Genomic DNA, 13,122 nt, shown 5'->3' with positions numbered 1-13,122 from the left:
ACTGGCGCGCGTTGCGCCGAACGCCCGGCCACGGATGGCCGGGCCGGGTCGTCCGGAGCCGATCAGTTGCGCCAGGGATGGCATGGGAACGAGGCGAGTGCGGCGACGCGCTTGCGAGCCACTGGCTCGCGCGTTGCCGAACGCCCGGCCATGGATGGCCGGGCCGGACGTTCTGGCGTGGGACTGTCACGCCATGGACGGCAGCATGGATGCGTATCATCGGGCGCCGTAAGCCCAAACCACGCCGCGCGCGCGGTCTCGGGCGCGCGCCTGTCGCAGCGGCGTCAGCCGCGACAGCAGGACCGGATACTCCATCGGGGCCGATGCCCCTCCGACAGAAGCAGACACGACGACAGCAACGGGGAAGGCGATGAGGGACGGGATGGCGATGACGTGCGCACGTGCGATGCTGGCGATGCTGGGACTGGCGGCCGCCCATGCCGTCGCCGCGCCGCCGACCTCCACGGTGGCGCTGGACAGCTTCAACGATCTGGACAAATGGCAGATCGTCGTCTCCAACCAGGTCACCGCCTCGACCCGGCTGGTGCAGGCGCCCAGCGGCGGCCGCGCCAAGGCGCTGTGCCTGGACTACGACTTCAACGGCGTCTCCGGCTATGCCGGGATCCGCCGCAACGTGCCGATCGACTATCCGGACAACTATGAGTTCGCGTTCCAGCTGCGCGGCGATTCGCCGAGCAACGACCTGCAGTTCAAGCTGGTCGACGCCAGCGGCGACAACGTGTGGTGGGTCAACCGGCCGCGCTACGCATTCACCACGCAGTGGAGCACGGTCACCTTCAAGAAGCGGCAGATCGACAAGGCCTGGGGCCCGAGCCCGGAGAAGGAACTGACCCGCAGCGCGCAGATCGAGTTCACCATCTACAACCAGGTCGGCGGCGCCGGCACGGTGTGCTTCGACCAACTGACCCTGACCCCGTTGCCGCCGCAGGACACTTCGCCGCTGACGGTCAAGGTCAGCGCCGATACTGCGCCAGCGCTGCAGCAGCGCATTGCCGACGGCAAGCCGGACACGGTCTGGTACAGCGGCAACGCCAAGACCCAGACGATCATGCTGGACCTGGGCAAGGTGCGCGAGTTCGGCGGCGCCAAGGTGCAGTGGGCGCCGGGCGTGTACGCCTCGCGTTATACCGTGCAGGGCTCGGCCGACGGGCGCAGCTGGCGCGAACTGCGCGCGGTGACCGCCGGCAACGGCGGCACCGACTGGCTGGCGCTGCCGGACACCGAGGCGCGCTACGTGCGCTTCGACCTGCAGGATGGCCCCAGCTTCCGCTACGGCATCGCCGACATCGCACTGCAGCCGCTGGCCTTCGCCGCGACCCAGAACGACTTCATCAAGTCGGTGGCGGCGCAGTCCACCCGCGGCTGGTTCCCGCGCGGCTTCAGCGGCGAGCAACCGTACTGGACCATCATCGGCCTGGACGGCGGCCGCGAACAGGGCCTGGTCGGCGAGGATGGCGCGATCGAGGTGGGCAAGGGCGGCTTCAGCATCGAACCGTTCCTGCTGCTGGACGGCAAGCGCCTGAGCTGGGCCGACGTCAAGGCCGCGCAGAGCCTGCAGGACGACTATCTGCCGATTCCCAGCGTGGACTGGACCCACGACAACGCCGCGCTGCGCGTCACCGCCTTCGTGCAGGGCGAGCCGGAGCAGGCGCAACTGGTGGCGCGCTACCGGCTCAGCAACCCCAGCAAGCAGCCGCACGATTACACCCTGGCGCTGGCGGTGCGCCCGTTCCAGGTCAATCCGCCCAGCCAGTTCCTCAACACCGTCGGCGGGGTCAGCCCGATCCGCTCGCTCGCCTTCGCCGGCACGCAGGTGCAGGTCAACGGCCAGCCGCGGGTGTTCGCCGTGCAGAAGCCCGATGCCGCCTATGCCAGCGCGTTCGACGCCGGCATGGACATCGAACGGCTCGGCGCCGATGCCGGCGGCCTGCCGCAGCAGGCGCAGGATCCGGACGGGCTGGCGTCCGGCGCCTTGCTGTACCGCGGACGCCTGGCCCCGGGCGAGGTGCGCGAGGTTGCGCTGGTGATCCCGCAGACCGGCAACGCCGCGCTGCCGGCGGGCTTCGATGCCGCACGCGCGCAGCAGCAGGTCGCCGCGCAGTGGCACGAGAAGCTGGACCGCGTGCAGTTGCATGTGCCGGCGCAGGGCAAGGCGGTCGCCGATACGCTGCGCACCGCGCTGGCGCACATGTTGATCTCGCGCATCGGGCCGCGCCTGCAGCCGGGCACGCGCTCGTACTCGCGCAGCTGGATCCGCGACGGCGCGATGATCTCCGAAGGCCTGCTGCGGCTGGGCCGCGCCGACGTGGTCCGCGAGTACGTGGCGTGGTACGCGCCGTACCAGTTCGCCAACGGCATGGTGCCGTGCTGCGTGGACGATCGCGGCAGCGACCCGGTGCCGGAAAACGACAGCCACGGCGAGCTGATCTACAGCGTCGCCGACTACTACCGCTACACCGGCGACCGCGCCTTCCTCGAGCAGATGTGGCCGCACGTGCTCGGCGCCTACGACTACATGGAGCAGTTGCGGCTGAGCGAGCGCACCGACGAGAACCGCGCGCGCAATGCGGCCTTCTACGGGATGATGCCGGTGTCGATCAGCCACGAGGGCTACTCGGCCAAGCCGATGCACTCGTACTGGGACAACTTCTGGGCGCTGCGCGGCTACAAGGACGCGGTGAGCATCGCCGCCGAGCTGGGCCGCATCGACGACGCCGCGCGTTTCGCCGCCTCGCGCGACCAGTTCCGCCAGGACCTGTACGCCTCGCTGGACGCGGCCACCCAGCAGCACCACATCAACTTCCTGCCGGGTTCGGCGGAGCTGGGCGACTTCGATCCGACCTCGACCACCATCGCGCTGGCGCCGGGCGGCGAGCAGGGCCGGCTGCCGCAGGCGCTGCTCGACAACACCTTCGAGCGCTACTGGAGCGAATTCGTCGGCCGCCGCGACGGCACCCGCGAGTGGAAGGACTACACCCCCTACGAGTGGCGCAACGTGTCCGCGTTCGTGCGCCTGGGCTGGCGCGAGCGCGCCTGGGAGGCGACCGCGTTCTTCTTCAAGGACCGCGCGCTGCAGCCCTGGAACCAGTGGGCCGAGGTGGTCTCGCGCACGCCGCGCAAGCCGTTCTTCCTGGGCGACCTGCCGCATGCCTGGGTCGCCTCGGACTTCGTGCGCTCGGTGCTGGACATGTTCGCCTACGCCCGCGACGTCGACGACAGCCTGGTGCTGGCCGCCGGCATCCCGGCCGACTGGTTCGACGGCAAGGGCGTGGCGATCGAACAGTTGCGCACCCCGCAGGGACCGCTGAGCTACCAGCTGCGGCGACAGAAGAACCGGCTGTTGCTGAACATCCCCGACGGCCTGCGCATGCCCAGCGGCGGCCTGGTGCTGCCGTGGCCGTACCCGGGCGAACCGGGCCGCACGCTGGTCAACGGCGAAGCGGCGCAGTGGGAACACGGCGAACTGCGCATTCACGCGTTGCCGGCGGATGTGCAGATTGAGGTGCGGTGAGGTGAAGCCGGGACCCGGGACCGGGGACCCGGAAGGGCAAGAGCGGAGCTAAAGCGGTGAAGCCTGGTTGGCTCTGAAAAAAAGCGCCGGCATGCCGGCGCTTTTTTTGCTTTACTGCCCCGGGACACGAGTCCCGGCTTTCCAGCTTTACCGGGTCCCGGGTCCCGGGCCCCGGGTCCCGGCCGCGATCGCGGCCGCCTTCGCCGAGCTCTCCCGCACCTTGTCCCAGGCGCCGTCGGCCAGCCAGTCCTTTGGCACCATCCACGAGCCGCCGATGCAGACCACGTTGGGCTGCGCCAGGTACTCGGCGGCAGTGCTTTCGCCGATGCCGCCGGTGGGGCACAGCTTGAGCTCGGCCAGGGGGCCGGCCAGGCCCTTGAGCATCGCCAGGCCGCCGACGGCGGAGGCGGGGAACAGCTTGCACACGCGGAAGCCGCGTTCCATCAGCGCCAGCAGCTCGCTCGGGGTGGCCGCGCCCGGCACCACCGGCAGCGGCGCCTGCGCCAGGGCGTCGGCCAGGGTCGGGGTGGTGCCGGGGGTGACGATGAAGTCGGCGCCGGCGTCGATCGACTGCTGCAGCTGGGTGGCGTTGAGCACGGTGCCGGCGCCGATCACGATGTCCGGCAGTTCGCGCTTGAGCATCGCCAGCGCTTCCATCGCTACCGGCGTGCGCAGGGTCAGTTCGATCGCCGGCAGGCCGCCTTCGAGCAGCGCGGCCGAGACGCGGCGCGCCTCCTCCAGGGTGTGAACGGTGACGACGGGCAGGATGCCGGCCGCGCGCAGCAGCTGCTCGGCCTTGGTCTGGTGTTCGGCGATGGTCATGACGGTCTCGGTTGCGAGGGGGAGGCCCTGGCCGCGACCGGCCAGGGCAGGGTGGGGCAGGCGGCGGCGCCGCGGCTCAGGCGTCCTTGGATTCGTGCGGCGCGGCGGCGGCCTCGGCATCGCGGCCCAGGTCGTACTCGGCGTCGTAGTTCCACAGGTCGCCGTCGGCGGCCGGCGGGCCGCAGGAGATCGACAGCGCGCCCTGGTCGGCCGGGCCGACCATGCGGCGGTTGAGCCCGAACAGGTTGCGGCCCAGGTCGTGTGCGGCCGGCGCGGTGTTCGGCGCCAGCGGCCGCGCCGCCCACTCGGCGGCGTCCACCAGCACTTCCAGGGTGCCGGCCTCGCCGTCCAGGCACACGACGTCGCCCTCGCGCACGCGGGCGATGGGGCCGCCGCGCGCCGCTTCCGGGGTCACGTGGATGGCCGCGGGGAACTTGCCGGACGCGCCGGACAGGCGTCCGTCGGTGACCAGCGCCACGCGCCGGCCCTGGTTCTGCAGCAGGCCCAGCAACGGCGCCAGCGAATGCAGTTCCGGCATGCCGTTGGCCTGCGGGCCCTGGTAGCGCAGCACCACCACGAAGTCGTGCGGCAGTGCGCCGGCGGCGTGCAGCTTGTTCAGCGCCTGCGGCGCGTCGATGACCACGGCCGGGGCTTCGATGGTGCGGAACTGCGGCTTCACCGCCGACAGCTTGATCAGCGAGCGGCCCAGGTTGCCGCGCAGCAGGCGCAGGCCACCCTGTGCCTCGAACGGGTTGGACGCCGGGCGCACCACCGCTTCGTCGGCGCTCTTGGCCGGGCTCGGCACGTAGGCCAGCTTGCCGTCCTGCAGGCACGGCTCGTCGCCGTAGGCGCGCATGCCGCCGGGCACGATGGTGGCCAGGTCGTCGTGCATCAGCCCGGCGTCCATCAGCTCGCGGAACACGAAGCCGATGCCGCCGGCGGCGGCGAAGTGGTTCACGTCGGCCTCGCCGTTCGGATACACCCGCGCCAGCAGCGGCACCAGCTGCGACAGCGCGTCCAGGTCGTCCCAGGTCAGCACGATGCCGGCCGCGCGCGCCACCGCCAGCCAGTGGATGGTGTGGTTGGTGGAGCCGCCGGTGGCCATCAGCGCGACCACGGCGTTGACGATGGCGCGCTCGTCTATCAACCGGCCCAGCGGGCGGAAGTCGCTGCCCAGCGCGGTGATGCGCAGCGCGCGCTCGGTCGCCTGCTGGGTCAGCGCCTCGCGCAGCGGGGTGCCGGGGTTGACGAAGGAGGCGCCGGGCAACTGCACGCCCATCGCTTCCAGCAGCACTTGGTTGGAATTGGCGGTGCCGTAGAAGGTGCAGGTACCGGGAGCGTGGTAGGACGCCGATTCGGCGGCCAGCAGTTCCTCGCGGCTGGCCTGGCCGGCGGCGTAGCGCTCGCGCACCTCGGCCTTCTGCTTGTTGGGGATGCCCGGGGTCATCGGCCCGGCCGGCACGAACACCGCCGGCAGGTGGCCGAAGGCCAGCGCACCGATCAGCAGGCCGGGCACGATCTTGTCGCACACGCCCAGGTACAGGCTGGTGTCGAACATGTCGTGGCTGAGGCCGATCGCGGTGGCCTGGGCGATCACGTCGCGCGAGAACAGCGACAGCTCCATGCCGGGACGGCCCTGGGTCACGCCGTCGCACATCGCCGGCACGCCGCCGGCCACCTGCGCGGTGGCGCCGAGCGCGCGCGCGGTGCTGCGGATGATTTCAGGGTAATGCTCGAACGGCTGGTGTGCCGAGAGCATGTCGTTGTAGGCGGTGATGATGCCCAGGTTGGGGGTGATCCCGCCTTCCAGCCGGCTCTTGTCGGTGGGGCCGCAGGCGGCGAAGCCGTGGGCGAGGTTGCCGCAGCTCAGGCGGCTGCGAAACGGACCGTCGCGCAGCGCGGCGTCGATGCCGGCCAGGTAGGCGCGCCGCGACGGCGCACTGCGCTGGCGGATGCGTTCGGTGATCGCGTGGAGGGTCGGATGCAGGCTCATTGGCGGAAGTGGCTATGAAGGGTGGGGGCGGGACCCGGGGCTCGGGACCGGGGACCCGGGAAAGGCAAAGGCGGCGGTGCGGCTGTTACGGGTCCCGGGTTCCGGGTCCCGGCCTCACTCGCACCAATGCACGCGCAAGCGCGCACCCGGCGTATCGAAGGCGACGCGGATCGGATACTCGTGCGGATCGGTGCCGGCCAGCGCACGCTCCAGCACCTCCAGCTTCTGCGTGCCGCGCAACAGCAGCATGCGCTGGCCGATCGGCGCCAGGCCGGCCGGGGTCAGGGTGATGCGCAGCGGCCAGGTGTTGGCGCCGGGGCAGCCGGTGGCGTCGAGCGCGGCGTAGGGCAGGGGATTGGCCAGGGCCTTGTTCAGGTCGGTGGCGCCGGGGAACAGCGAGGCGGTGTGGCCGTCGCCGCCCATGCCCAGCACCGCCATGCACGCGGCCGGGGCGTGCCGCGCATGCAGGTTGGCGGCGTGCACGCAGTCCTGCAGCGGCTTGCCGACCCGCACCAGCGGCTCGAAGCGCGCCTCCTCGGCGCGGTCCAGCAGGCTGTGCCGGATCAGGTAGGCGTTGCTGTCGCTGTCCTGCGGCGACAGCCAGCGCTCGTCGACCAGCCCGACTTCCAGCTTCGACCAGTCCAGCGGCAGCTCGGCCAGCGCCTGGTACACCGGCGCCGGGGTGGTGCCGCCGGACAGCAGCAGGCGCGCGCCGCCGCGGCGCTGGATCTCCTCGCGCAGCGCGGTGCCGATCTCGGCCGCCGCCGCGTCGATCCATTCGTCCGGATCGTCGTAGCGGATCAGCGTGATGCGGTCGGACAGCGTGGGGCTCATGCAATGGCTCCTGGGGATTGCCGCGCGGTGTCCACCGCGTAGGCGGCGGCGCCGAGCAGGCCGGGACGGGGGTGGATCACCGCCAGCGACGGCACCCGCGCCATGATCGACGAAAACCGGCCCTTGTGCTCGAAACGCTGGCGGAACCCGGAATGCTGGATCGCGTCGAGCATCTTCGGCACCAGCCCGCCGGTCAGGAACACGCCGTCCCAGGCGCCCTGCATCAGCACCAGGTCGCCGGCGATGGCACCGAACACGGCGCAGAACACGTCCACCGTGCGCATCGCCCGGTAATCGCCCTGCGCGGCGCGCGCGGTGATGTCTTCCGGCTGCAGCGGGCCCGGATCGTCGCCGGCGATCTCGCTGAGCGCGCGGTGGATATTGACCAGGCCCGGGCCGCAGATCAGGCGCTCGTTGGAGACGCGGCCGAACTGCTGCGACAGCAATTCCAGGATGCGGATCTCCTCCGGCGTGCCCGGCGGGAAGCTGACGTGGCCGCCCTCGGTCTCCAGCGGAAAGCAGCGCCCGCCGCGCATCAGCAGGCCGCCCACGCCCAGGCCGGTGCCGGGGCCGATCACGCCGTAGTTGCGCGGCACTTCGACCGGCGCCGGCGTCCAGCTGGCGCCGCCGACCTGGACCACGTCCTGCGGCCGCAGCAGGCTGATCGCCATCGCCTGCGCGGCGAAGTCGTTGATCAGGTGCAGTTCGTCGAAGCCGAGCATGGCGCGGGTGCGCGCCCGCGAGATCACCCACGGATGGTTGGTGATGCGCGCCTCGTCGCCGTCGACGCGGCCGGCGACCGCGAAGGTGCCGCTGCGCGCGTCCACCCCGGTCTGTTCCAGGTAATGCCGGGCGGCGTCGCCCAGCGACGGGAACTCCACCACCGAGTAGGTCTGGGTGCTGTCGTCGAGCAGCGGCACCGAGGCGTCGAGATCGGCGAGGGCGAAACGGGCATTGGTGCCGCCGATGTCGGCCACCAGCACCGGGCGCTGCGGCGCGCTCACGAAGCGACCCGCGGCGCGGCGCCGGACTGGTCGCAGGACACGTAGGCCTGCGCTTCCTCCGGCCCCCAGCTACCGGCCGGGTAGGGCAGCAGCGGCAGTTGCGCCTGCGCCCAGGCGGCGCTGACGCTGTCGATCCAGGCCCAGGCGGCGCGCACCTCGTCGTCGCGCACGAACAGCGCGTGGTTGCCGTTGAGCGCGTCGAGCATCAGCCGCTCGTAGGCGATGCGCCGGTGCAGGCCGGTGGGCACCGACAGTTCCAGTTCCAGCGGCTGCAGTTCCAGCGCGCCCCATTCCGGGCCGGCCAGGCTGCTCATCAGCCCCAGTTCGATGTTCTCCTGCGGCTGCAGCTGGAAGGTCAGCCGGTTCGGCGCCACCTGCTGCGCGGCCGGGCGCTCGAACAGCCAGTGGGTGACCGGCTTGAGCGTGACCACCACGCGGGTGGAGCGCTCGGCCAGGCGCTTGCCGGTGCACAGCCGGAACGGCACCCCGGCCCAGCGCCAGTTGTCGATGTAGGCGGTGACCGCGGCGAAGGTTTCCACGTCGCTGCCTTCCGGCGGCTGGTAGGCCTGCGCCGGCTGGCCGTTGATGGTGCCGGCGGTGTAGCGCCCGCGCACGCTGTCGCGGGCGGCATGCTCCGCGCTCAGCGGCCGCAGCGCGCGCAGCACCTTGACCTTCTCGTCGCGGATGCGGTCGGCTTCCAGCGACGCCGGCGGCTCCATCGCCACCAGGCACAGCAGCTGCAGGATATGGCTCTGCACCATGTCGCGCAGCGCGCCGGAACGCGCGTAGTAGGCATCGCGGCCGTCCACGCCCTCGCTCTCGGCGACCAGGATGTCCACCGACTCGATGTAGTTGCGGTTCCACACCGCCTCCAGCAACGTGTTGCCGAAGCGCAGCGCGATCAGGTTCTGCACCGCGGCCTTGCCCAGGTAGTGGTCCAGGCGGAACACGCGGTCCTCGTCGATCAGCGCGCCGATCGCCTGCACGATCTCGCGGGCGCTGTCCGAATCGTGGCCGATCGGCTTCTCCAGCATCAGCCGGTGCGGCGCGGCCAGCGCCCCGCCCAGGGCCAGGCCTTGGCAGGTGCTGATGTACAGCCCCGGCGGGATCGCCAGGTAGCTCACGCAGCGGCGCGCGGTCAGGTCGCGCACCGCCGCGGCCACCGATTCGGCGTCGCGCAGGTCCACCGAGCGGTAGTCGATGCGCGCCAGCAGCGCCTGCACGATCGATTCGCCGATCTGCGGCATCGCCGCCTGCAGGCGCGGCTTGAGGAGTTCGTGGAACTTGGCGGTATCGTGCGGCGACAGCGCCAGCGCGCGGATGCGGAAGTCTTCCGGCAGGAAGCCGTCGTCGAGCATGCGCAGCAGCGAGGGGAACAGGTAGCGCTGGGCCAGATCGCCGGTGGCGCCGAACAACAGGAAGGTATCGTGCATCGACCGGGTTTCGGTTTCGGGTGACATGGTGTCGATCACCTGGGGGCTAGAAGTGACGTGGCGTGGGAAAGCGAACGGCGGGAACGGCCTGTATCCGGCCGGTTCGGGCGAAGGCGTGACGCGGGATGGCCGCCAGGCGGGGACGCACGATCCAGGAGATGAATACGACTGCCAGACCTCTGAGCATACCTCTCCAATGCCTCATGCTGCAGGCCGGATAACGACGGCGCGCCGGATCGGCGGCTGGCGGCGGATCGCATTGCGTGCCCTCCCAGGCTCGATGTTGCCCCGTGAAAACGGTTACATGGCAGAATACCGCATCGCGATCCATTGTTGCCTGCGCGCTGGCACGATGCGACCCGCATTCGTATGCACTGCCTTCGGGAGGGACCGGCGGCAGCCCGTTCCTCACTGCCGGAAACCGGATACATGGCGAAAGTACAACTGGACAACATCCGCAAGGTCTACGACAACGGCCAGGTCGCCGTGCACGGGGCCAGCTTCGAAGTGGCCGACGGCGAACTGATGGTGCTGGTCGGGCCTTCGGGCTGCGGCAAGTCCACGCTGCTGCGGATGATCGCCGGCCTGGAGGAGATCAGCGGCGGCGAGCTGCGCATCGGCGAGCGTGTGGTCAACGAGGTCGCGCCGAAGGACCGCGACATCGCCATGGTGTTCCAGAGCTATGCGCTGTACCCGCACATGACCGTGGCCGAGAACCTGGCGTTCGGACTCAAGCTGCGCGGCGAGAGCAAGGAGGTCATCCGCCAGCGCGTGGCCGCCGCCGCCGACACCCTGGGCCTGACCCCGATGCTGGACAAGCTGCCGCGCGCCATGTCCGGCGGCCAACGCCAGCGCGTGGCGCTGGGCCGCGCGCTGGTGCGCGAGCCGGCGGTGTTCCTGCTCGACGAGCCGCTGTCCAACCTGGACGCCAAGCTGCGCCATTCGGTGCGCACCGAGATCGCGCAGCTGCACCGCAAGCTCGGCACCACCATGATCTACGTCACCCACGACCAGGTCGAGGCGATGACCCTGGGCCAGCGCATCGTCGTGCTCAAGGACGGGGTGATCCAGCAGATCGACACGCCGATGGCGCTGTACGACCGCCCGGCCAACCTGTTCGTGGCCGGCTTCCTCGGCAGCCCGGCGATGAACGTGCTGCGCGGGCGGCTGGTCGACGAGGGCGGCTTGCAGTTGCAATTGCAGGACGGCGGCCGGGTGCCGCTGCCGGGCGCGCAGCTGGCGCCGCAGTGGCTGGGCCGCGAACTGGCGGTCGGCGTGCGGCCGGAACACCTGCAGCCCAGCGACGACGCGCAGGGCGGCTTCGAGGCGACCATCGAGGTGATCGAGCCGGTCGGCAACGAAATCTTCGTCAATCTCAGCCACGGCGCGCAGCCGCTGGTGATGCGGGTGGCGCCGCGCGCGCTGCCGGGCCTGGGCGAGCGCCTGCGGGTGGCGGTGCGCGGCGACGCGCTGCACTTCTTCGATGCCGAGAGTGGGGTGCGCCTGGAGGCGCGGGATCCGGGATTGGGGATTGGGGATTCGCAACAGCCGTAAGCAAAAGCTGCGTTACGGCGCGCGCTCAGCGCGCCAGGCCGTCGATCAGGGGCTGCCAACGTGCGGGATGGCCGTCGACGTCCAGTCCCGCCGGTGGCGTCTCGTCCAGCGGCAGCACCGCCAGTGCCAGGGTGCCGGCGACGCTGACCACGCTGCCGAACGGCTGGCCGTCGCGCAGCACCGCCGCGTCGATCGCGACCGCGGCCTCTGTTTCCAGCAACTGCACGGCGCGCTTGGCCTTGCCCAGGAAGTGGGTGCGGGCGACGATTTCCTGGCCGGGGTAGCAGCCTTTCTTGACGCTGAAGGCATGCAGCCGGTCCAGGCCCAGTTGCTGCGGCGTCCACTGTTCGCGCTGGCTCGGCGCCAGCCGCACCAGGCCCAGGCGCAGGTCGGCCGCGCGCCAGGCCTCCACCACTGCCGGGTCGGCGGCCGGCATATCCGACGCTGGCGCGGGCACCAAGTGCAGCGTACGCGGCAGGCCGTCGCCGCCCATGTCCAGTTCGATCACGCCGGCCTCATCGCGCGCCGACGTCGCGCCCCGGGCCTGCTCCGGTAGGCTCAGGCGACCCAAAGCTAACAGCGTGTCCTCGACGGTGATGCGCAGCTTGCGCCGGAACACGAAGCGGCCCAGTGCTGCCGCCACGTCCTCGGCGCCGCCGTCGGGCAGCAGCATCAGCAAGGCGTCGTCGGCCTGGCGCAGCAGTGCGAACACCGCGATCACCCGGCCCTTGGCGGTGAGCCAGGCGTTCCACTGCCATTGGCCCGCGGCCAGCGCCTGCACGTCGTTGGCGAACTGCGCATGGGCGAAGGCCACTGCATCCGGACCGCGCAAGGCGACGTATTGCAGGTGTGGCAAAGCGGAAAAACCGCCGGAATCGAGATTCAGGTTGTCAGGCACGAGAGGGGAGGACTAAAATTGACGAGTTGTGAGACCCGCATGATAGGCCAACCAACCCCCACACCCGAGTCCGATCCCGAAACGCAGCGGCCCGCCGAGGAGACCCCTCCGCAGACCGAGCCTGCGCCGCGGGAGATCGGCGGGCGCGGCGGCCTCGAGCCGACGCGCTACGGCGACTGGGAGAAAAACGGACGCTGCATCGATTTTTGAGCAGCTTTGAGCCAACGCGGCCTTAAGCACGCCGCCCAGCCGAGACAACGAGCCCAGCGAATGGCTACGCGCGAACGTCCTCTTTCCCCGCATCTGCAGGTCTATCGCTGGCAGATCCAGATGGTGACCTCGATCCTGAATCGGGCCACCGGCATCGTGCTGTCGATCGGTGCCCTGATCATCGCCGCCGGCCTGTTGGCCCTGATGCTCGGCCCCGCCTCCTGGAATCTCTTCCGCGACATCGCCGGCGCCTGGTATGGCCAGGTGTTCCTGTTCGGCTGGACCTGGTGCTTCGCCTTCCATCTGTTCGGCGGCCTGCGCCACATCCTGCAGGATTTCGGCCAGGGCTACGCCGTCCGCGCCTTCGTCACCATCGGCTGGCTGTCGGTCGTGCTCAGCTTCGTGCTGACCGCCGCCGTGTGGGCCTACGTGCTGCTGGGAGCCACCGCATGAGCCGCTATCGCACTCCGTTGAAGAACGTCCGCGGCCTGGGCGCGGCCAAGACCGGCACCGAGCATTTCGTGGTGCAGCGCCTGACCGCCACCGCGCTGGTGCCGCTGTCGATCTGGTTCCTGATCTTCGTGCTGAGCCTGCTCGGCTCGGACTATGTCGCCGCCACCGAGGCCGTGGCCAAGCCGTGGAACGCGATCCTGCTGGTCGGCTTCCTGATCGCCGCGTTCTGGCATGCCCAGCTCGGCATGCAGGTGGTGCTGGAAGACTACGTGCACACCTCGCTGCTGGCCCTGGCCGCGCAGACCATCGTGCGCTTCGTCGCCGTGCTCGGCGCCATCGTCAGCATCTTCGCCGTGGCGCGCATCGCGCTGGGCATCGCCTGATCCATC

11 protein-coding genes are annotated in these 13,122 nt (G+C 70.6%); 5 read left to right on the top strand and 6 right to left on the bottom strand.

The annotated features are described in order from the left end of the window. Positions 1–415: 415 nt before the first annotated feature. On the top strand, positions 416–3,532 hold the full coding sequence (locus FHR56_RS07250) for a discoidin domain-containing protein (protein ID WP_184502602.1): 3,117 nt from the start codon (positions 416–418) through the stop codon (positions 3,530–3,532). A 147-nt stretch (positions 3,533–3,679) separates the two neighbouring features. On the opposite strand, the gene FHR56_RS07245 is transcribed toward FHR56_RS07250, so the two are convergent. The 5 genes from FHR56_RS07245 to zwf form a co-directional block, all read right to left on the bottom strand. Next, positions 3,680–4,354, bottom strand: a complete 675-nt coding sequence (locus FHR56_RS07245) for a bifunctional 4-hydroxy-2-oxoglutarate aldolase/2-dehydro-3-deoxy-phosphogluconate aldolase (protein ID WP_160947364.1) — start codon at positions 4,352–4,354, stop codon at positions 3,680–3,682. Between the two features lie 76 nt (positions 4,355–4,430). Beyond that, positions 4,431–6,347, bottom strand: a complete 1,917-nt coding sequence (gene edd / locus FHR56_RS07240; RefSeq protein WP_184502453.1) for a phosphogluconate dehydratase — start codon at positions 6,345–6,347, stop codon at positions 4,431–4,433. Positions 6,348–6,461: 114 nt separating this feature from the next. Next, positions 6,462–7,181, bottom strand: coding sequence for a 6-phosphogluconolactonase (pgl, locus tag FHR56_RS07235; RefSeq protein ID WP_160947366.1), 720 nt, complete (start codon positions 7,179–7,181; stop codon positions 6,462–6,464). Continuing rightward, positions 7,178–8,185, bottom strand: coding sequence for a glucokinase (gene glk, locus FHR56_RS07230; RefSeq protein WP_160947367.1), 1,008 nt, complete (start codon positions 8,183–8,185; stop codon positions 7,178–7,180). The genes pgl and glk overlap by 4 nt, the downstream gene beginning before the upstream one ends. After that, positions 8,182–9,618 (bottom strand): glucose-6-phosphate dehydrogenase, encoded by a 1,437-nt coding sequence (zwf, locus tag FHR56_RS07225; protein ID WP_160947368.1) that lies wholly within the window; start codon positions 9,616–9,618, stop codon positions 8,182–8,184. The genes glk and zwf overlap by 4 nt, the downstream gene beginning before the upstream one ends. A gap of 429 nt (positions 9,619–10,047) precedes the next feature. Here zwf and ugpC point away from each other — a divergent pair, with 429 nt between their 5' ends. Beyond that, positions 10,048–11,172, top strand: coding sequence for a sn-glycerol-3-phosphate ABC transporter ATP-binding protein UgpC (gene ugpC, locus FHR56_RS07220; protein WP_160947369.1), 1,125 nt, complete (start codon positions 10,048–10,050; stop codon positions 11,170–11,172). Positions 11,173–11,197: 25 nt separating this feature from the next. Here ugpC and FHR56_RS07215 read toward each other — a convergent pair whose 3' ends face one another. Then, entirely contained in the window at positions 11,198–12,070 is an 873-nt protein-coding gene (locus tag FHR56_RS07215; protein WP_160947370.1) for a folate-binding protein YgfZ, read from the bottom strand. Between FHR56_RS07215 and FHR56_RS20580 the strand changes: the two genes are divergently transcribed. From FHR56_RS20580 to sdhD, 3 genes are read left to right on the top strand one after another with little or no spacing between them, the layout of a single operon-like run. Continuing rightward, positions 11,972–12,280 (top strand): DUF1674 domain-containing protein, encoded by a 309-nt coding sequence (locus tag FHR56_RS20580; protein WP_237473251.1) that lies wholly within the window; start codon positions 11,972–11,974, stop codon positions 12,278–12,280. The genes FHR56_RS07215 and FHR56_RS20580 overlap by 99 nt on opposite strands. A gap of 60 nt (positions 12,281–12,340) precedes the next feature. Next, entirely contained in the window at positions 12,341–12,733 is a 393-nt protein-coding gene (gene sdhC / locus FHR56_RS07205; protein WP_010342656.1) for a succinate dehydrogenase, cytochrome b556 subunit, read from the top strand. Continuing rightward, the gene (gene sdhD, locus FHR56_RS07200; RefSeq protein ID WP_048488910.1) at positions 12,730–13,116 is read left to right on the top strand and encodes a succinate dehydrogenase, hydrophobic membrane anchor protein; all 387 of its coding nucleotides are present in this window, start codon (positions 12,730–12,732) and stop codon (positions 13,114–13,116) included. Before sdhC ends, sdhD begins: the two co-directional genes overlap by 4 nt. The last annotated feature ends 6 nt before the right edge of the window (positions 13,117–13,122 follow it).

It is taken from the genome of Xanthomonas sp. F10, from assembly GCF_014206815.1.
Lineage (GTDB): Bacteria > Pseudomonadota > Gammaproteobacteria > Xanthomonadales > Xanthomonadaceae > Xanthomonas_A > Xanthomonas_A indica.
Note: the sequence above shows the minus strand (reverse complement) of the source record. Positions and strands in the feature narration are given on the sequence as shown.